The following is a 20989-nucleotide window of genomic DNA, read 5'->3' on the forward strand; positions in this document are numbered from 1 at the left end:
TGCTTTTGTTCATATGCCAAATCGTGATGTGTGCTCTTCTAATTTTGTTAGTAACAAACCTGCTTTGCCAAAGAGTGGGCAAGCTCATTATTAAGAACGAAACTAAAGCTAAATTAATAACAAAAGTTGATGATTATTACTATTGTTCAATAGCATAGATCAAGTTAAAACAAATGCCCAATTATATTCTTTTGCTATGTTACTATTCTTTCAGCCCACAATTTAGCAATGCATTGTTATACGTTAGCTACCAATCATTAGCTCATTATTCTGTTGTACTTATTAGTTTAGAACGATTTCTCCAAAAATAAATAGCAAAGCAACCGCATACTACTGGTAGTACTATTCCAAATTCATTAAAAAAGTATTTTGTATTTCCAGTATCCTTAGTAAGTGGAGTAAAAATTGATTGAATAAATAAATTATGACTAGCATGAAGTATAACCCCTGTCCATAGACTATTAGATTTCAATCGAAACCAAGTGAACACAAAACTTATACTTATTACCATCAATGTAAAGCAGGATAAACTATACCAGTAGGGTGCCCCACTATTATAATCTGCAAAAATAAGAATAGGAAAATGCCATACTGCCCAGATAATACCTACTATTAATGATGTTATAGTGTAATTGAAATTTTTAAAAAGTTCAGGTACTAAAAAACCACGCCAACCTATTTCTTCTCCCATAGCTGTAGCCGAATAAAATGGCATACCAAATATTCCCATTATAATAAAATATAGAACAATAATAAGTCCAGAAGGTAATTGAGTCCATCCAAAAGATGTAGCAACCTGGGAAACGAATTCTTCATTATAAAAGCCTCCCCAACCAAATGACCAAATAATAATATAAGCAATAAAAGTATATAATAACGGAACCAGGTAACTTCTCAATTGATATTTTGTTTTACCCCATTGCCACCCAAGTTCAGAAATTTTTCTACCTAAAATAAGAGAAGTTATTAAGGCAGAAATTCCCGGAGTCCACATCAAACCAGTAACATACATATCAAATCCGCTTCTTAGTTTTCCAGTATGGATAATCAGAAAATAAAATATTGAGCTTAATGCAAATGTTATAAACAAAAATGTAATTACAGGGCGATTTATAAATATATTTTTCATTGTTTACAACCTTTATTTTTGTTTTTTAAAGTTAATTTTTTGAAATAGGTTTAAAGTTTTTTGTGGATACTAAAGCAAAACGAATTACAAAATTATTTATAAAAATATTGCATATATCCTTTTTAAAAAGCAAATTTAATTGCGTGATAACCCTAAAATATTAGTTATTGTGCATAAAAGAATTGAACTAATAAATAAGTACTCTAAACTTCTACACCTCAAAAATTATTCTGTTAAAACAGAAAAGTCTCATCTACATCATCTCAATCTTTTCCTTGATTTCATAAGCTTCAATAAAATAGAAAATATTAACCAAAGTGTATTGTTCAACTATTTCAACTACCTTAAGCAATCAAAAAATTTTTCTTACTCTTTTATGAAACAAGCACCTGCTTCATTTCGGTTTCTCTTTCTTGATGTTCTTAAAAAAGAAATTGATTTTAATTTCTTCATTAAAATTAAAAAACATAGAAACTTACCAAACATTTTAACAACTGAAGAAGTTAAGAATATTATAAATTCTATTGTGAACTTGAAACATCGTGCGATAATTTCAACTATTTATTCATGTGGATTAAGAATTTTGGAAGTGGCTAATCTTAAAATTGAGCATACTGAGTTTTTATTTTTCTTATTTCATAATCTATGTTGTTATTTGGCTGGAATCAATAAACATAATTTCCCATTGGTGTCCGTCAAGGTCTGCGAAACAATCGTAATACAACCAGCCGTGGTCTGCTTTTTCTCAGTATCGTGTTGCACTTTTTTCAAGTGCAAGTTTTACTATTCTGTCCACTTCTTCACGGCTGTCAACTTGAATTGCTGTTAAAACTTGCATTGTTGAACCGTCAGCAATAGGTCTGTTCGTGAAAGTGCTAAACATTTCGTGTGGGATAAGCATTGAATAGATTAGTCCCTCATTCAGAACTAAACACAAAGCTCTGTCATCTGAAAATTTTTCGTTGAATGAAAATCCATGCTTTGTCCAAAACTCTCTTGTCTTTTTTAAGTCTTTGATTGGAAAATTTACGAAGATTGATTTTACTTTCATATTATCCTGTTTTTTGTTGTTTTAAAATTGTTGTTAACGTCTGGTCATCCTACACAGTGGCGCACGAATGGAAAGAAGCGAAATGGGTGCGCCACCGAATGAGCACTTTTATTTCTTATATAGCTTTCATACCTTGCTCATCAAAAGAGCGAATGTCGTAGTGCGGACTGTTAGCTGCCGTGCGAGAACCAGAGTTTGTGATCACTTCCAACTCTTTCGAATAAGCGTTCCTTCGAGAATTTCTTCGATCTGTCCATTCAGGATTCCAATGAGTTTGGCATGAAGTTGCTTTGGACTTTTCCATACAAAATCGATCTCTTCTCTGTAGGTTTTTCCTTCTCGCTGGCTCTCGTGAATGAGCCGGAGATGATCCTTGTCGATGAGTTCCCCGATATGGTCGTGGGTTGTTCCGAAGTTATCGACAGAAAACCAGTGGAGTTTCTGCTCGTAGGGATCAAAGCCAATAATGTTTCCCCCGATGAGCCTTCCGACATCGGGTATGGTGGCATTTTCATCCATGTAGAGCCCGTTGCCATCGGCCATTTTCCGGTAGTGCATGAAATATTGAAAATTGTACGTTTTTCCGCCTATCTGCATAGTTGCCTTTCCTTCCCACTTCCCCTCGAGTGAGAGAACTCGCTTCAAGATTTCTGTTGTTGGCGGGGTTCCCGTTTGAGCATATAAGGTCGACTCTGAAATTACAACGAACGAAGCGAGTAGGACGATTGTCGTGAACTTCATAGAACTTGCTCCTTATGATGATGAGACATTGTTGGAATTATTTTGTGAGTGCATGGCAACCAAAATAATTCTGTATATAATATTGCGTATATCCTTTTAAAATGCAATTTTGGTTGCGTGATATCTAAAATATTTAAGATATTAAGTCGGTTAATAATGAAAAAAGCAGATTTAGTTGATTCATATATTAAGATTCTTCATCTTAAAAAATACTCTCCTGCTACTGAAAAAACTTATCTTAATCACCTTAATTTATTTCTTGACTATGTTAAAAACACCAAGGTTTCCCATATTGACTCAAAATTCCTGCTTGATTATTTCAACTATATTAAAGAATCTAAAAAATTTTCTTACTCCTCTATGAAACAAGCCCTCGCTTCAATTCGATTTCTTTTTCTTGATGTTCTTAAAAAAGAAATTGATTTTAATTTCTTCATTAAAATTAAAAAACATAGAAACTTACCAAACATTTTAACAACTGAAGAAGTTAAGAATATTATAAATTCAATTGTGAACTTGAAACATCGTGCGATAATTTCAACTATTTATTCATGTGGATTAAGAATTTCGGAAGTGGTTAATCTTAAAGTAGAGGATATTAACTCAAGTGCCATGATAATTAAAATCGTAAATCCAGTAGGTAAAATTGATAGAACTGTGATGTTATCAGAAAAACTTTTAGAACTTTTAAGAGAATATTTCAAAGAATATAAACCGAGAGTTTATTTATTTGAAGGTCAGAATGGCGGAAAATATTCTGTTAGAAGTATTCAACAAATTTTTAAAAATGCCGTAAAGAAACTAAAGATAAAGAAAAAAATTACTGTTCATACCTTGCGTCATAGCTTTGCATCACATCTTCTTGATAGTGGAATTGATATAAGATTAATTCAGGAATTACTTGGTCATAAACATTTATCTACTACACAGATTTATACTCACATTAATCCTGTCTCGGTTAAGAAAATCAAAAGTCCATTTGATTGTTTTTAATTAAAAAAGCCGCAGTATTAAACCACGGCTTTTTTGAATGTTATTTTTAAATATATTAAGTGAGTAAATAATTTTTTATTGCAAATCGAATCTATCCAGCATCATTACTTTGTTCCATGCAGCAATAAAATCTCTTACAAATTTTTCTTTGTTATCGTTGCAAGCATAAACTTCCGCTACTGCTCTCAGTTCAGAATCATGACCAAATATTAAATCTACTCTTGTAGCTCTCCATTTTAATTTACCTGTCTTTCTATCATAACCCTCGAATTTTGTTTTCTTCTCATCAACTGCTTTCCACTCTGTACTCATATCTAAAAGATTTACAAAGTAATCATTTGTTAAGACTTCAGGTCTTTCAGTAAATACTCCATAATCTGAACCATCATAATTAGCTTTTAATGCACGCATTCCTCCAATTAGAACTGTCATTTCCGGAACATTTAAAGATAATAATTGAGCTTTATCAATTAATATATGTTCAGCACAATGAGCTACTTGTTCTTTTGCATAATTACGAAATCCATCTGCGATTGGTTCTAGATATGAAAATGAATTTATATCTGTTTGTTCTTGAGTTGCATCCATTCTACCTGGTGTAAATGGTACTTTAATATCAAAGCCTGCATTTTTAGCTGCTTGCTCAACTGCAGCACAACCAGCAAGAACAATTAAATCAGCCAGGGAAATTCTTTTCCCATCTTTTTGCTTTGAATTAAACTCTTTTTGAATTTTTTCTAATGTTTTTAATACTTTTTCTAACTGTTGTGGATTATTTACTTCCCAACTTCTTTGAGGTTCTAATCTTATTCGTGCACCATTTGCACCACCTCTTTTATCAGAATTACGATAAGTAGAAGCAGATGCCCATGCTGTAACAACCAGTTCAGAAATTGATAAATTTGTTGATAATATTTTTTTCTTCAGTTCTTCAATATCTTTTTCATCAACTAATTTATGATCAACTTCAGGAATTGGGTCCTGCCAGATTAAATCTTCTTCGGGCACTTCTGGACCAAGATATCTTGACTTTGGTCCCATATCTCTATGAGTAAGTTTAAACCATGCTCTTGCAAATGCATCGGCAAACTCATCAGGATTTTCATAAAAACGTCTTGAAATTTTTTCATATTCCGGATCAAATCTTAATGCAAGATCTGTAGTTAACATACCTGGTAAATGTTTTTTGTTTGGATCATGTGCATCGGGAATAATTGGTTCAGCATTCTTTGCAACCCATTGATAAGCACCGGCTGGACTTTTAGTTAATTCCCAATCGTACTCAAAAAGATGTTTGAAGAAATCGTGTCCCCATTTTGTTGGTGTTGTAGTCCATGTCAATTCAGGACCACCAGTTAATGTATCAGGACCCTTACCAGTTTTATAATTATATTTCCAGCCTAATCCTTGTTGTTCAATATCTGCTCCTTCAGGTTCTGGACCCATTAATTTTGGATCGCCCTGACCATGAGCTTTACCAAATGTATGACCACCTGCAATTAATGCAACTGTTTCTTCATCATTCATTCCCATTCTTGCAAAAATTTCTCTAATATCTTTAGCAGCTGCTATAGGATCAGGAACACCATTAGGACCTTCGGGATTAACATAAATTAAACCCATTTGAACTGCAGCGAGAGGATTAATTAATTCACGTTCACCAACATAACGTTTATCATCACCAAGCCACTTTGTTTCAAAACCCCAGTTTATGCTTTCATCAGGTTCAAAAGCATCTTCTCTTCCACCACCAAACCCAAATGTTTTAAATCCCATTGATTCCATTGCAACATTACCAGCAAGAATCATCAAATCTGCCCATGAAATTTTATTACCATATTTCATTTTAATTGGCCAGAGTAGACGACGTGCTTTATCGAGATTAGCATTATCTGGCCAGCTATTTAATGGAGCGAATCTTTGAAAACCACCATTTGCACCACCTCTACCATCAGCCATTCTATATGTACCTGCACTATGCCATGCCATACGAATAAAAAGAGGTCCATAGTGACCAAAATCTGCAGGCCACCAATCTTGAGATTGTGTCATTAACTCTTCCAGGTCTTTTTTGAGTGCATAGTAATCAAGACTATTAAATGCTTCTTTATAATTATACTCTTTATCCATAGGATTGGATAAAGGAGAATGTTGACGAAGTATTTTCAGATTTAATCGATTTGGCCACCAATCTTTATTGGTTGTGCCTGTCCCTGCAATTCCATGATGAGGAAATGGACATTTACTTTCATTGTTCATACTACCACCTTTAATTTAATTGTAATTAAAAACTCTTTTAATATTTGATAAATCATTATTACAGATAATTTCAATAGTTATTGATAAATAGTTTTGATAATCAACTTGAATTTATTCTTAATAATATCAATGGTAATATCCATTAAATTATCTTATAAATCAAATCAATAATTTTTATATTAGTATAAATAATTCTTATAAGCTATATGACATTAACTCAACTCGAATATTTAATTGCTGTGGAGAAATACGGAAGCTTTTCTGAAGCAGCACAAAAGTGTTTTGTAACTCAACCTACTTTGAGTATGCAAATTCAAAAATTGGAAGAAGAACTTGGTGTAACAATTTTTAAAAGAGATAAACAACCAATTGCACCAACTGAAATTGGTAAAAAAATAATTCAACAGGCAAAACAAATCTTAAAAGAAAAAGAACGACTCAATGTTATTCTTCAGATTGAAAGAGGTGAATTTGCTGGAACATTACGCATTGCTATAATACCTACTATCTCTTCTTATTTACTTCCAATGTTTCTAAGCAACTTCATAAAAAAATATCCTGAAGTTGAATTAATAATCGACGAGGTTACAACAGATGAAGTTATATCTGGTTTAGAAAAAGGTAATTTAGATTTAGGAATAATTGCATTACGTTCAAATAATGGGAATTTATTAACAGAAACTTTGTATTATGAACCATTTGTTGCTTTTCTTCCACCAGATCATAAATTGATTAAGAAAAAGAAACTAAATCAAGATGATCTGAATGTAAATGATTTTTTACTTCTTAAAGAAGGACATTGCTTAAGAGATCAAACTCTTTCTGTTTGTAAAAGTAATAATTATGATTGGATTGAAAAAAGTAATAAAGTTGTTTTTGAAAGTGGTAATCTTGATACACTAATTAAACTTGTAGAACAAAAATTCGGAATGACTTTATTACCTTATCTTGCTTTACAATATATTAAAGATAAGAAAAAATTGAATCTTGTTAGAGAATTCAACAATCCAGTACCTAAAAGAGAAGTAGGATTTATTTATACAGATACATTTATAAAAACTCATTTGCTTATAGCACTAAAAGAAGAAATCCTAAATGTAATTCCAGAAGAATTAAAACAGAATAAGAATGGACTTATAATTCATTAGATGAGAAATTTATTCTACTATATACTTTAATTCCATTTCAGCTAAGAATAAGTCACTTAAGATTTTCTATATCAATTTTTTTATTACTCTACTCAAGCTGTATCGTGAAGATTTGTTTTATTACTTAAGTTAATAAAATTATCAAACCAGTAATTCCGATAGCCAGTCGATACTTTAGTTAAGTCATCAGTATAAAACAAAAGGTTTATGGATACACTTAATCCATTGTAATTAAACTCCTTGTTTTCAAATAGTCTCTTATATCCATCAATTTTATGCTCATAATTTGTAAACTCTGGACTTTTAGGATCTACAAACATAATGTTATAATTATTATTTTTTTTCATCCAGAAAATAAAATCAGGTTTAAACTTTTCTATTTTTTTAGTTTTAGGTTGATAATAAGGAATATAAACATCATCTAATGTTTCGTCTATCTTTGAAAAAAACCACCAATCAAACTGCTTAAAAAAATTATCTTCTTTTTCAAGATATTTCTCTAAGTCACTGATAAAATCAACTTCACTTTTTGTCTTAATGATGTGCACAATGTAATTTAACTTCTCATTTTCCGAGAGCACCACAGGTAAATAATAATGATTCGGGAGGTATTTGAATTTTATTTTTTCATTTCTGTATTCTACTTCGCTTTCTTTAATATAATTATGTGTAATGTTTTCTATCTCCTTAGTGTATTCCAGTACCTTTTGTGGCTCATTTTGTATTTTTTTAGCAACCTCTGATAGTCTTTTATCTTTTTCTTTGTAATTTAAAACCTGTTTTATCTTTTGCTCAATTTTTTCTCTTTGTATATCTGAAATCTTTATTTGTTTGAAATGTATTATCTCATTTCCCAACTGTTTGAACTTTTCAAACTCTTTTAATCGTAAAGAAAAATGATTAATAACACCTTTCATTAAAACGTCAGGTTTTTCTAAAACTTCAACATTAGAATCAATCTTATAATATTTATCTACATACAAAAAACTTTCACTTATTTTCTTTAATACCTTTGGTTGGCAATCGTATTTAAAAAGAGCAATTTTATCCCCAATGTAATTATAGTAATCCTTTATTAAATTAAGATCTATATTGTTTATTTCATATTTTATATCGTAGTCTTCATCGACTAATATTTTATCACTTTCTTTGTAAACCGGGATTAAAAGTAATTTATCTTTTACTTCTTGGTTGATTTCAAACAAATCTCCAATAAGTTCTTCTTGTTTTTCTTCTTTCAGTGTTTCTATTACTTCTTTAAGATTTTCTGTTTTTGTACCATAAACAAAAAGTGTTTCTAAAATATTTACATTAGGTTTGAGCACATCATAAATAGCTTTATCAATATCATTATTGTTATAAAGAAATTGGAATCTTTTTCTTTTGTTGGGCAATGGTTCAATTCTAACACCTCTACCAATAGATTGAAGTACAAATTTTTTTGCATCTGTTCCTTTACCAATATTGATATACAAAATTATATTTGGTCTATTACTATCCCAACCTTCATAAAAAGCTCGAGAGCCCATTAAAATAGTAATATCAGAGTCATCATTGTTAATTTTTTTAAATACACTTTCATTATCAAATCGTTCTATAATTTCGTAGTGAGATAACTTATTTCTTAACCATTCAGAGATGTCACCTATTTTGATTAATGCAAAAGGTTTTTCACTTGTAGTAAGTTTAAATATTAATTCCTGTTTGTTGCCCGGAATTTTTAATACCTCAATATTTCCATTAGTGTTTGCATTAAATACATTTTCAAGAATATCCTGCAAGGTAAGACTTTCTATTGTAGAGTTGTCGATTTTTAATTCTTCATTATCAAATTCACATTGACCTTTAAGTTCATCGTTTAATTCTAATTTTGCTTGTTCAAATAAATCGTTGCCAATAGAATTGTTTGCAATCTTGACGAGCTCCTTGAAAAACAACTCAAGATCGGAATCTTCTGTGTTTACTGAATTTACAAGTGTTAAAATAAGTGGATTGTGATAATAGTCTCTAATAATAGATTTTGTTTTTCTAATAAGTGTATGCAAGAGAAGTATTTTAAGTACAGTGATTTGTTTTTGTTGTTCTGTAAAATCATTTACTTGAGCTAATGCTGTTACATTTGTTTGAGATATGTAAATATGCTTGCCATATCCTTGCTGAATAAATTTTTCCAGGTTAAAGTTAAAAACACAGGTAGCAAAATCTATTGGATCAGTAAATGTTGCAGAAAAGTTAAACATATAACCATTACGAGAAAGAATTGAATAATACAATTGTCGTTTGCTATCTTCTTTATCACCTTTATGTGCTTCGTCTAAAAGGAGATACCACTTGCCATCATTATCGTAATTTCTGAAATCTATAATTTTATCTTTGTGTTCATTTGAAATTAAGTCACTACGATAAAAAAATACATCTATTTCGTTGATATATTTTAATTTAGCTTCCCTTTTTAATTTGTCATAATCCTTAATACTATACAAGTTAATACTTATACTATTCGATGCTCCATTAAACTCATCAATATGATTTTTAAATTGTTCAATTAGATCTTCTCTGTATGTAAGAAAGAGTATATCATTATGAGGTATTTGATTACTTTTAATAAGATTTCCCAGTAGTTCCAGTAGCTTTACAATAACAAGTGTTTTACCACTTCCTGTTGCCATCCAGAAGCTCATTCGATTTATGAAATGATGAAAGGCAATGGTGTTATTTTCTATTTCGTAGTCCTTATCGAAATCTTCAAATATTTTTAATTTTTTATTGCCATTAATTTTGTAATCAAGATTTTCAATAAATCCATTATTTTGGTAAAGTGTAAAGAAATCTGACTTGTTTGCTTTGTAATCTATATAGTATTTGTATAAAGCTTTTAATGCATTTTTAAATGCACACTGTTGATAATCAAAAAGTTTTTTCTTTTCAGAGAAATAGGAGAAATCAAACTGTTGCCATTCAATTGGCAGGTTTTCAAATTGAAATTTATCAATGATGTTTTGGAGATAGAGTTTCATAGTTTCAATCCCACTAAATTAAGGGTTCTATTAATTTATAATCCATATTTTTAGTATCAGTGCTTTATCTTTAAAAAACCGCGTAAAATTTTCACCAAAAAAATTCAACTTTTTCAGAAAATCCTTGCCACTTTGCCGGAAGGTTTTCAAAAGAAATATCATCTATGATGTTTTGTAAAAAAGTTTAGACACATAAAATACTTTCTTTTATTACATATTTAGTTTTTTACTATAATAAAAGTCTCAAGAACTTTATTACTCATGTAATTCCAAAATCGTTTTGATCTTACGTAAAAAATAAAAGCAAAAAAAATACTTGATAGGAACAACAGCAAAGTTTTTTGGTTATAAGCTGAAATCAAAAAATATAACAAAAATAATGACTCAAAAATAAATGCAACAAGCCAACCACGATACAAGCTATAATAAGAATTAAACGCCTGCACCTGTCCTGTTATATCTTTTGCACTGGCAAACATATAGCATAAATTCCAAAGTCTGTTTTCATCTTGTTTTTGTAGTCCAAAATAATCTTTTGCTTTTTCAAGTACTTCCTTTTGTTTTTCATCAAATTTTCCTTTGTCTTCTGGTACTAAAAATCGTAGAAACTTTATACTATTTATAAGATTTACAATTCCCTGTGTGAGATGTCCAGAAAAGTAAGCAACAATAAACCAAATTAAAAATGTGTCTAAGCTGAATGGCGGCAAATTCGCTTGAAAAAAGTATGTGGCGTTGAACACAAAAAGCAGTAAGACAACTGCACCCACCATTAGGTAACCGATTTGGTCGTATATATTGAATTTTGAAAAAATTTTTTGCTCCATAGTTAATAACTTTGGTTAATAGACACGGTATAGTTCCCTATTATTGGAATATCAATTGTAATTTTACCGTCATTGCGGGTTGTCAAAACTTTTCTAATGTTACCACCGAAGTTTAAGCCACTACAATGCTGTGCATAAAGGTTGTGATTTTGCGTTTCATGCATCATAGGCTTGTCAGATATAATTACAATATGAGGTTTACAGTAATTAAACACATCACGGCAATAGCCACTTTCGCGTCCATGATGTGAAGCAATTAAAATATTGGTGCGTTGCAAGCATTTTACAAAATTCGGGTCTCTCAAAAATTCTCTCCAACCTTTAGCTTCAATATCGCTTGGGAACATAACTCCTACGCCGTTATAGGCAATAAATGTTACGACACTTAAATTATTTGTGTCTTGAAACTTTGTCGGAGAATGATGAAAATAAGTTATTTCCAAACCGTAGTTATAGTATAACGAACCACCAGTAAAAACATTGCGAATCCAAAAGAGAGCCACCTTTAACCCATTAGGTACCATACCACTTTCCTCAATCTTATTGCGTTCTAACCAATCAGGATTAATAAAATAGTTATACATGATACTTAATGGACGAAGATTGGGTTCAAAGTTTGGTAGGTCAGAAAGATGGTCTTCGTCGAGGTTACTTAAAACAATACAATGCGGCCATTGGTTACGTTGTAGTAACCAATTTGATGGACGCCAGTTTGTAGAAGAATTATGCCCAGCCCCAATTAGTATTAAATGGCCAGTTGGAGTTTCTATGGCATTGCATTCACCATGTTCAACATCAAAAATGTGTATTCTTGTTATATTCTTCATAATGATTTGTATTAATATTTTCTCGACTAAAGGTCATACCAATTGTCGCTGTAATTCTGAAATTGCGTGCGAAAAAAAATTTTCCCATTATCTTTTATTTTTAACCTTACATTTCCGTAATATTTGGTTGATAAAACAGTTCCATAGTTCTTATATGTGTCATAGTCGTAGTCTATTCCTTCTGCAACCGATACAATTATTAACTTCGGATCTACTGCATCCAGAAAATCTTTCGAAACATGATTCTTGCTCCCATGTCCAGGAGCTAAAAGTATAGAAGATTTTAAGTCATTTCTATTATAATTTCTTACTATATCATCTAATGCATTTTTTGTAGCATCTCCTGTTAACATTACTTTTATTTCGTTGTAGGTAATTTGAAGCACATAGCTTAAATGATCGTATTCTTCATTTTTTTCCGCCTCATCAATTAGCTCTTTGTTAGGAGAAAGTATTTTGATACCATCTTGAACCCAGCAGCATTCAGCTGTCTGGTCTCTTAATGGTCTTACAATGGTTTTATTTGATATTTTCCCAGCTCTCAAATTCTGGTAGAAATCCCAATCATTTTTATCGTAGGGAGACTGATCCCAGTTTTCTGGATCGGGTTTATTATTAGGTACATCCCAAAAATTTCTAACATATTTTTTTGTAAAAAGAGATTTTATACCTGACATATGATCCATATCTGGGTGAGTAAGGATAAATCTAAAAATTTCTTTATTTGAAAAATGTTGATTGATATAATCAATAGGATTTGTTAAATAAGCTTTATTTTCCTTACTCATTAAAATCCGCTGTAAATTAGAAATCGCTCTTGAATCATCTATATCAATCACACTTAATCGACCACTAGGAAAATCAATTATTGTGCAATTACCTTTTCCGACATTAATAAAATGTAAATTTAATTCCATATTTATTCCCACCAAATCAATGGCTTAATAAGTTTATAATCCAAATCTTTTGTATTGATTTTTGTTCCGTCTTCAAATTCAACTTCGCTATCGCTTATTTTCTTAATCCATTTTCCGGTTAAGTTAGACAAAGTTTCGGCTATATCTATATTTTCATAAAGTTTAGACAAATCTACTTTCACTTTATTATTTTCATAATCAATCTCTAATGCCTTAAGCATTTTTTCATCTTTTAAAAAAACATATTGAACATAAGGATTTTTATTTTGAATAATAAAAATATCATAATCTTCATAAACTACATTTGCAAGTGCTTCTTCGTATTGCTCAAGTTCATAGTATTTAAAAAATCCACCACCATTATAATAATTCCCCTCTTTTAGAGGGGCTATGGGTGTTTCATTCCCCTCTTTTAGAGGGGTGTCAGACGAAGTCTGACGGGGTGTTTTTAATTCTTTAGAAATTCCAGACTTATCATAAGCCAAAACCTTTTTCATTCTTGGTAAAACTACACTATAAAAATGCTCTCCCATCTCAATACCTATCCATTTTCTGCCAAGTTTGTGAGCTACGGCTGTGGTTGTGCCTGAACCGAGGAAGAAGTCCATAACTAAATCGGATTCGTTTGATGTAGATTTTATAACACGCTTTAGAAGTATTTCGGAATTTTCAGTGGGGAAACCTTGAGTTTGGGAATAGCCTGGTATATCTGTCCAGTTAGAATCTAACAGTTCTTCTTCACCAGTTAAATATTGTGGCATTCCTTTGACTATATTTCCTTTTAAATCCACATATTCCGAATCTTCTTTTATTCTTATTCTCCCTTCCTGAATCATCCTATCAATAGTTTCTTGTATAAATGTCCAATGTCTTCCTTTTGGAGGATAAAGCAATCTACCTAAGATAACTCTTTCAGGGGGTCGCCTTTCTCCAGGTGAATGCATATTTAACCATTTCTGTTCTTCTCCCCGTTGCTTATATTGAGGGTAAAATTTGAATTTGTCCCCTTTTGTATAGAAAAACAAACTATCTATAGCTACGTTATATCCTTTGACCCCTGTAAAAATTTTCTTTGTTCTATTAATTTCAATCTCATTCCTAAAATTATCTCTTTCAAAAATCTCATCCATTAAACACCTTACAATCCAATTCCCATTGTAATCGCATCTTACAAAAATGCTTCCTTTCTCATTTAGCCATTCTTTGGCAATTCGCAAACGGTTTTCAAGCAATGTTGCCCAGCTTGCATCTTTGTAGTTTGTGCGATACATGAATTGATCGGATGAATCCAGATTAAACGGCGGATCAATATAAATTGTCTGAACTTTTTCTTTGAACTTTGGCAAAATTGTATTCAGTGCCTGATAGTTTTCGCTTTTTATCAGCCAACCATCTAATGATTTATCTAAATCGTCAAACAAAGATAAAATCTCAAGTTCTAGATCTTTGAAGTACTTTGTATCAATCGGTAAATGTTCATATTTTTTAGATAAATGTTTGCCTATTAAATCAGTTTCAAAAATATCATCTACTTTAAAATTTTCATCTACAATTCCAAGTTCTTGCCATTCTTTTATTTGTAGATGAATATTAGGATGCTTCAAAATCCTCTGCACCAAATTCCCCTCTTGTATCTTCCCCTCTCGCATAGGGGTTAGTTGTGTATCATTCCCCTCTTTTAGAGGGGTTAGGGGTGTTTCATTCCCCTCTTGCAGAGGGGTTAGGGGTGTTAACTCCTCTCTCAAATATTCCATCACACCATCTAAATTAGTCTTTACATCTTCATCAAGTATATGAATAACTTTTAATCCTAAACTTTGCAGATATTCATCTCTTTCTCTATCATATTCAATTTTATCATTATGACTCCCACCATCTATTTCAATAACAACTCCAATATCTTTTACAAAAAAATCTACAATATAATTACCAATTATTTTTTGACGGTCAAAATCTAATCCAAGAAATTGCTTGCCCTTAACTCTTTGCCAGAGCAATACTTCCGATAAGTTTCCAGCTTTTCTTAATTCACGAGCTCTTTCTTTTAAGTTGGGATTGTATGGTAATTCATACCATTTAACTACCCCGTCAGACTTTGTCTGCCACCCCTTCACAGAAGGGGAATAAAACACCCCTTCATCCCCTCTATGAGAGGGGAATAGTTTGTCCAGTGTGATAACATAATTTGAATTTTTCACAAACTTAGGTTTATTCCATATTTTTACAAGTTCATCTTCAAATTGTGAGATAAAATCTATAATCTTGAAGGCAATATCTTTTAAGATCTGTAATTCATTTACTCTGTCTACTGTCCATTCTTTTGCTCCATCCCAGAAATATTGATAACTCCAAAGTTTAAACTGCTCCTGTAAAAATGCCTTTGCATTTTTGTTTATGAAAAAATCAACTTCGCTTTGTCTTTCAAAAATTCGAAAAGCTCGTTCCAATAAATCTTCTTGGATATTGATTCCATTCTTTTTTAAGTTTTTAATTATATCATCTGTTTTTGTAACTCGTCCTCTCTCTGAATAATAGACATTTAAATGTATGGTTTTATCTTCTTTAATTTCTTTTAATTCATAAATCAAATTTCTTTTCTCATTAGCTTTCTTATGTTCAAGATTACTTACATCAAAGAAAAATTTATAATTATCTACTTCAATTTCTAAACTTCTAAAAATCCTATCAGTTTTTACATAATAAAGCATCTGTGTTTTCCAGAAAAGAACAACATCTTTTTCATTTGTATAAACTTTTTCATAAGCATTATTGTGAAAAGGTGTTGAATTAAAATAGATACTTCCCGATTCTGTAAAATAGCGACTGAAAAATGAGTAGAGTTTATCAAAAAGTTCGTCTCGAAATGAAGGATATTTTTCTAATGCTTTTTCTACATCGGCTTTTAAAAATTCTTCAATCTTTTTGTAATAATTTGATTTTATCTTCATCAAGTTAACAAATCCACCAGTGCCTTCAACTTTTGCACCAATAAATACATCTTGTAATACTTGATAAAATTTTTGTTCTTTAGTCATTTCTCAATTTCTTTTTAATTGAAGTATAGATTATTTATTGATTAAAAAAATATATTTTCTATTTTACTTTGTAAAAGAATTAATCCCTACATCTTTATAAAAATAATGTTAACATTTTAATTTAATATTATTGGATTAAAAAATCATTTTAAATAAATTGTATGAAACGTTATATAAGTAATATTGAAAAATTTATTTAAAACAAATTACAAGAATGCAGAAATTATAGGGGAGTAATTTAAGTTGCGTATTTTCATAAATAAAAAAGCCTGATTTTTTTCAGGCTTTACAATTTTGCGGGGCCGACGAGACTTCCCGAATTTCATTCGGGACGACCTCCTGCGTGATTCTAAAAAATTATTTTCAATACAAAAACAAAAAAGCTCAGACAATTCCGAGCTTTTATCGCGGGGCCGACGAGACTCGAACTCGCGACCTCCTGCGTGACAGGCAGGCGTTCTAACCAACTGAACTACGACCCCTTTTTACTAAGAACTAATTTCTAATTAATTGCACACAAAAATAGTAATTATATACTATCCAAACAAGAAACACTATAATTTTTCGGTTCCAAAACTTACTCCAACTGCACTTGCTGCTAAAACAGCCTGGTCATTTGGCTTAACTAATTTCTGTCTCGAAATTGCATCTTCTATCCATACACTTTTTATCTCATTCCCTTTAAGTGCAACCATTTTCCCAAATTGTTTTTTTATTGCTAATTGAATCGCAAATGTTCCAAATTTTGTAGAAAGAATTCGATCAAATGGAGTTGGACTTCCTCCTCTTTGTAAATGACCAAGAACTGTATAACGAGTTTCTAAACCTGTATTCTCACTAATTTTTTTTGCAACATATTCACCAATTCCTCCAAGTTGAATGGGATCTGTCCGTTTTAAATCTTTTCCTTTAGTAATTATATCTTCACCTTTTGGTCTTGCACCTTCGGCAACACATACAATACTAAATTTTTTTCCCATCATATTTCTCATTAAAACTTTATCATAAACTCTTTCCCATTCAAATGGAATTTCTGGGATCAAAATTACATCTGCCCCACCTGCAAGTCCACCATTTAAGGCTATCCAGCCTGCATATCTTCCCATAACTTCAATCACCATTACTCTATGATGCGATGATGCAGTTGTGTGTAATCGATCCAGTGCTTCAGTAACAACATAGACTGCTGAGTCATGACCAAATGTTAAATCGGTAGCTTCTAAATCATTATCAATTGTTTTAGGCACACCAACTATATTCATTCCCATATCAATTAATTTTTTTGAGATGTGCATTGTTCCATCGCCACCGATTGCAATTACTGCATCGAGATTCCACGCTTCATAATTTTTTAAAGCATCTTTAGATCGATCGATAATCTTAATCTTACCATCAACTTCTTCTGGCCAGTGAAATGGATCTCCTTTATTTGAAGAACCAAGTATGGTACCACCAGTTGCTAAAATACCCGATACATCTTTGTTATATAATTCAATTGCTTTCCCTTCAACCAGTCCTTCAAATCCATCTAATATACCTAAAACTGTTAAGCCATTGTCTAATGCTGGTTTGGTGACGCCCCTAATTACTGCATTTAATCCTGGACAATCACCGCCGCCTGTTAGTATTCCTATTCTTTTTACTTTTTTAGCTGTCATTTTTTTATTCTATTTATTTAAAATGTTATTTGTTGTTTTAAAATGAAGTTTCACAAATTTATTTAATGATTCTTTCCCGTATTTTTTTACTAATTCGGCTGCAGCTTTTTCAACTTTTTTGGAAGTCCCTTTTATTAACTCAATTTCATCATTAGAATTTTTAATAAACCATTCATTGAATTTATTTCGTGCTAATATTGAAGCAGCAGCTACACCAACAAACTTTTCTGCTTTTGTTTCCTGTATAAATTTAATAGATGAATGATTTTTATTAAAAGAAATATTGAGTTCTCTTTTACTGAACTTATCTGTTATAACTGTATCACACTTAGTTTTTTTTAGAAGGTTTTCAATTGCTTTTGAGTGAGCCCAATTTAAAAGGTGATTAAGATTCTTAAATTTATCATACAATTGATTATATTTTTGAGGCGATATTGTTACAATACTATAGTTTTCTTTTACAATTTTTAAAATCTCCTTTGATAAATCTGAAATCTGATTCTCTGATAAATCTTTACTATCTCTTACTCCAATCTGTTTTAATTTTTTCTGGGTATCTAAATCTACATAGACAGCAGCAACAACTAAAGGACCAAAATAATCTCCCTTGCCGCTTTCATCTGTTCCAATATATTCATCTGGTTCGGACAAATTTTCATCATTATAATCAAGTTCAAGTTGACCAAAAATTAATTTTCTTAAAGTAATATATTCTGGTAATTCAGTATTACCCTGCAAAATTGTTTTGACACCTTTTTTACCAAAGTAGACCAGTACTTTATAAATGTTTCTGTTGATATTTAATGAGAATTCGAAATTGTAATTTTTTTCTATAATATCTGAAGTTAAATAGTATTTCTCGAGTTGAGATTTAAGTTGATTTATAAGATTCAGAGCTATTTTTTTGTTAGTCATTTAAAAATTTTATTAAACTACTAAAATTTAGTAAAAGAATTTCAATGTATAAATTATTCCATACAATTTTATTCAGCATAAATTATTTTTAAAACATACCAAATGAAGAATTGAAAAATTTTTTGTATTCTTGTAACCGCACTTTTAAAGTTTTTCATAAATAAAGGCGGTAAAGTTGTTGCCTGTCCGCCTTTGGTGAAAATTTGGCGATCTTGAAAACTCTTCCATAAACAGTTCTTTTAATCTGGAGAGGTGGCAGAGTGGTTGAATGCGGCGGTCTTGAAAACCGTTGTCCGTGTAACGCGGACCGGGGGTTCGAATCCCTCCCTCTCCGCTCAAAATCTTTATATCTATTAAAAACACTCCTCTTCTTCCTTTCATAAAACCAGTAACAATTACAACTGAGAATTTTAAATAATTGATTATTGCTATATTAAACAAAGCGAAATATTTCAAATTTGTTTTGAAAGAAACGCTTCGTCTATTTCGGAGTGAAAAAAGAGTAATTTTTTCAAAATGGTCTGAGTATATTAATAATCGGCATCGTGACACTTTATTACTTGAGAATAATAAAATTTTTTTACAAATACGATTCCTATCCTTTTACATAATTAAAATCATTATTTTATAGAAGCAAATTGGTTGAGATTAACAAATGTATATACTTGGAATTTCTGCATATTATCACGATAGTGCAGCCTGTATTATAAAAGATGGAGAAATTATTGCAGCTGCACAGGAAGAAAGATTTACTCGTAAAAAACATGATCATCGTTTTCCAATTAATGCAATTAATTTTTGTATTTCTTATGCAGGAATTAAAGTTAATGAATTATCTTACGTTGCATTTTATGATAAACCATTCCTGAAATTTGAAAGGCTTCTAGAAACATATTTAAAATTTGCCCCTAAAGGTTTGAAATCTTTTCTGAAAGCAATGCCACTCTGGATAAAAGAAAAACTCTGGATAAAAGAATTAATAAAAAAAGAACTCGGTTATGATGGAAAAATAATTTTTCCAGAGCATCACGAATCACATGCTGCCTCTGCATTTTTTCCATCTCCATTCAAAGAAGCAGCAATTCTAACTCTCGATGGCGTTGGCGAATGGACAACTACAAGTTATGGTATTGGGATTAACAATAAAATTAAAATATTAGCAGATATAAAATTTCCTCATTCACTTGGTTTACTTTATTCAGCATTTACATATTATACTGGATTCAAAGTTAATTCTGGCGAATATAAAGTAATGGGACTGGCACCATATGGAGAACCTAAATATGTAAAATTAATTTTTGATCATCTTATTGATTTGAAAGAAGATGGTTCATTTAAATTAAACATGGATTATTTTGATTACTGTACTGGATTGACAATGACAAATGACAAATTTCATAAACTCTTTGGTGGTAAACCACGCAAGCCAGAATCAAAACTAACACAAAGGGAAATGGATTTAGCTGCATCAATACAGGTGGTTACAGAAGAAATTATTTTAAGAATTGCCCGTCATATTAAAAAAGAAACCAGCATGAAATATTTATGTCTTGCTGGAGGTGTTGCACTTAATTGTGTGGCGAATGGGAAGATTCTAAAAGAAAAAATTTTTGATGATATCTGGATTCAACCTGCTGCAGGTGATGCTGGAGGCGCACTTGGCGCTGCATTGTTTACATGGTATCAATATCTTGATAATACAAGAGTTGTTGATAATAAAGATAAACAAAAAGGTTCATACTTAGGTCCACAATTTGAAAATGGATACATCGAAGAATTTCTAAATAAAAATAAAATTCCTTACAAAAAATTAAATGATGATGAAATCCCCGAAATCGCTGCAAATTTATTAGCACAAGGAAATGTAATCGGCTGGTTTCAGGGGAGAATGGAATTTGGTCCAAGAGCTTTAGGGGCTCGTTCAATTTTAGGAGATGCAAGACTTCCAGATATGCAAAAAAAGATGAATTTAAAAATAAAATTTAGAGAAAGTTTTAGACCTTTCGCTCCTTCTGTAATAGAAGAAAAAGTAAGTGAATATTTTGAATTAGATAGACCAAGTCCCTACATGCTTCTTGTTGCAAATGTTAAAGAAGAAAGAAGAAAAATAATGACAGAAGAACAGAAAAAACTTTTTGGTATCGATAAATTAAATGTTGTTCGATCAGATATTCCTGCTGTAACTCACATCGATTATTCAGCAAGAATTCAAACAGTTAATAAAGATGACCATCCACTTTATTATAATCTTTTGAAAGAATTTGAAAAACTTACTGGCTACAGTGTAATTGTGAATACATCATTTAATGTAAGAGGCGAACCAATAGTTTGCAAACCAGAAGAAGCTTATATTTGTTTTATGAGAACCGATATGGATTATTTAATTATGAGTAATTATCTACTCAATAAAAAAGAACAAAAACCTCTCAGTGATGATATCGATTGGAAAAAACAATTTGAACTGGATTAATT

General features: G+C 31.0%; 15 protein-coding genes and 2 tRNA genes. 5 read left to right on the forward strand and 12 right to left on the reverse strand.

Features of this window, described 5'->3' with window-relative positions; all coding sequences use genetic code 11:
• Positions 1 to 265 precede the first annotated feature (265 nt).
• A complete protein-coding gene (locus VJY38_RS04920; protein WP_353679555.1) occupies positions 266 to 1129 on the reverse strand; it encodes a CPBP family intramembrane glutamic endopeptidase in 864 nt (287 codons plus the stop codon).
• A gap of 169 nt (positions 1130 to 1298) precedes the next feature.
• On the opposite strand from VJY38_RS04920, the gene VJY38_RS04925 reads away from it, so the two are divergent.
• Positions 1299 to 1958: a tyrosine-type recombinase/integrase gene (locus VJY38_RS04925; protein WP_353679556.1), complete on the forward strand. Its 660-nt coding sequence runs from the start codon at positions 1299 to 1301 to the stop codon at positions 1956 to 1958.
• On the opposite strand, the gene VJY38_RS04930 is transcribed toward VJY38_RS04925, so the two are convergent.
• Both VJY38_RS04930 and VJY38_RS04935 read right to left on the reverse strand, forming a co-directional pair.
• On the reverse strand, positions 1875 to 2180 hold the full coding sequence (locus VJY38_RS04930; protein WP_353679940.1) for a VOC family protein: 306 nt from the start codon (positions 2178 to 2180) through the stop codon (positions 1875 to 1877). The two genes, VJY38_RS04925 and VJY38_RS04930, sit on opposite strands and share 84 nt — an antisense overlap.
• 201 nt (positions 2181 to 2381) lie before the next feature.
• Positions 2382 to 2921 carry a hypothetical protein gene (locus tag VJY38_RS04935; protein WP_353679557.1) on the reverse strand — a complete coding sequence of 180 codons (540 nt, stop codon included), beginning with the start codon at positions 2919 to 2921 and terminating at the stop codon, positions 2382 to 2384.
• 156 nt (positions 2922 to 3077) lie between these two features.
• Between VJY38_RS04935 and xerA the strand changes: the two genes are divergently transcribed.
• Positions 3078 to 3914 (forward strand): site-specific tyrosine recombinase/integron integrase, encoded by an 837-nt coding sequence (gene xerA / locus VJY38_RS04940; protein ID WP_353679558.1) that lies wholly within the window; start codon positions 3078 to 3080, stop codon positions 3912 to 3914.
• A 75-nt stretch (positions 3915 to 3989) separates the two neighbouring features.
• Here xerA and katG read toward each other — a convergent pair whose 3' ends face one another.
• Complete coding sequence (katG, locus tag VJY38_RS04945) at positions 3990 to 6173, reverse strand: catalase/peroxidase HPI (protein WP_353679559.1); 2184 nt, start codon at positions 6171 to 6173, stop codon at positions 3990 to 3992.
• 206 nt (positions 6174 to 6379) lie between these two features.
• Between katG and VJY38_RS04950 the strand changes: the two genes are divergently transcribed.
• On the forward strand, positions 6380 to 7321 hold the full coding sequence (locus tag VJY38_RS04950; protein WP_353679560.1) for a hydrogen peroxide-inducible genes activator: 942 nt from the start codon (positions 6380 to 6382) through the stop codon (positions 7319 to 7321).
• A gap of 92 nt (positions 7322 to 7413) precedes the next feature.
• Here VJY38_RS04950 and VJY38_RS04955 read toward each other — a convergent pair whose 3' ends face one another.
• The 8 genes from VJY38_RS04955 to rnhC all read right to left on the reverse strand — a co-directional run bounded on the left by VJY38_RS04955 (position 7414) and on the right by rnhC (position 18517).
• A complete protein-coding gene (locus VJY38_RS04955) occupies positions 7414 to 10338 on the reverse strand; it encodes a DEAD/DEAH box helicase family protein (protein ID WP_353679561.1) in 2925 nt (974 codons plus the stop codon).
• A 218-nt stretch (positions 10339 to 10556) separates the two neighbouring features.
• Entirely contained in the window at positions 10557 to 11165 is a 609-nt protein-coding gene (locus VJY38_RS04960; RefSeq protein WP_353679562.1) for a hypothetical protein, read from the reverse strand.
• A 2-nt stretch (positions 11166 to 11167) separates the two neighbouring features.
• Complete coding sequence (locus VJY38_RS04965; RefSeq protein ID WP_353679563.1) at positions 11168 to 11992, reverse strand: ComEC/Rec2 family competence protein; 825 nt, start codon at positions 11990 to 11992, stop codon at positions 11168 to 11170.
• Between the two features lie 26 nt (positions 11993 to 12018).
• Complete coding sequence (locus VJY38_RS04970; protein WP_353679564.1) at positions 12019 to 12780, reverse strand: ComEC/Rec2 family competence protein; 762 nt, start codon at positions 12778 to 12780, stop codon at positions 12019 to 12021.
• A gap of 131 nt (positions 12781 to 12911) precedes the next feature.
• A complete protein-coding gene (locus VJY38_RS04975; RefSeq protein ID WP_353679565.1) occupies positions 12912 to 15944 on the reverse strand; it encodes a DNA methyltransferase in 3033 nt (1010 codons plus the stop codon).
• Between the two features lie 408 nt (positions 15945 to 16352).
• Positions 16353 to 16426: transfer RNA gene (locus VJY38_RS04980), tRNA-Asp, on the reverse strand.
• A gap of 72 nt (positions 16427 to 16498) precedes the next feature.
• Positions 16499 to 17602 (reverse strand): 6-phosphofructokinase, encoded by a 1104-nt coding sequence (locus tag VJY38_RS04985; protein WP_353679566.1) that lies wholly within the window; start codon positions 17600 to 17602, stop codon positions 16499 to 16501.
• A 9-nt stretch (positions 17603 to 17611) separates the two neighbouring features.
• On the reverse strand, positions 17612 to 18517 hold the full coding sequence (rnhC, locus tag VJY38_RS04990; protein ID WP_353679567.1) for a ribonuclease HIII: 906 nt from the start codon (positions 18515 to 18517) through the stop codon (positions 17612 to 17614).
• Positions 18518 to 18763: 246 nt separating this feature from the next.
• Here rnhC and VJY38_RS04995 point away from each other — a divergent pair.
• A tRNA-Ser gene (locus VJY38_RS04995) sits at positions 18764 to 18851 on the forward strand.
• Positions 18852 to 19172: 321 nt separating this feature from the next.
• A complete protein-coding gene (locus VJY38_RS05000; protein WP_353679568.1) occupies positions 19173 to 20987 on the forward strand; it encodes a carbamoyltransferase family protein in 1815 nt (604 codons plus the stop codon).
• Positions 20988 to 20989 lie beyond the last annotated feature (2 nt).

Source organism: Rosettibacter firmus (assembly GCF_036860695.1).
GTDB classification, from domain to species: Bacteria; Bacteroidota; Ignavibacteria; order Ignavibacteriales; family Melioribacteraceae; genus Rosettibacter; species Rosettibacter firmus.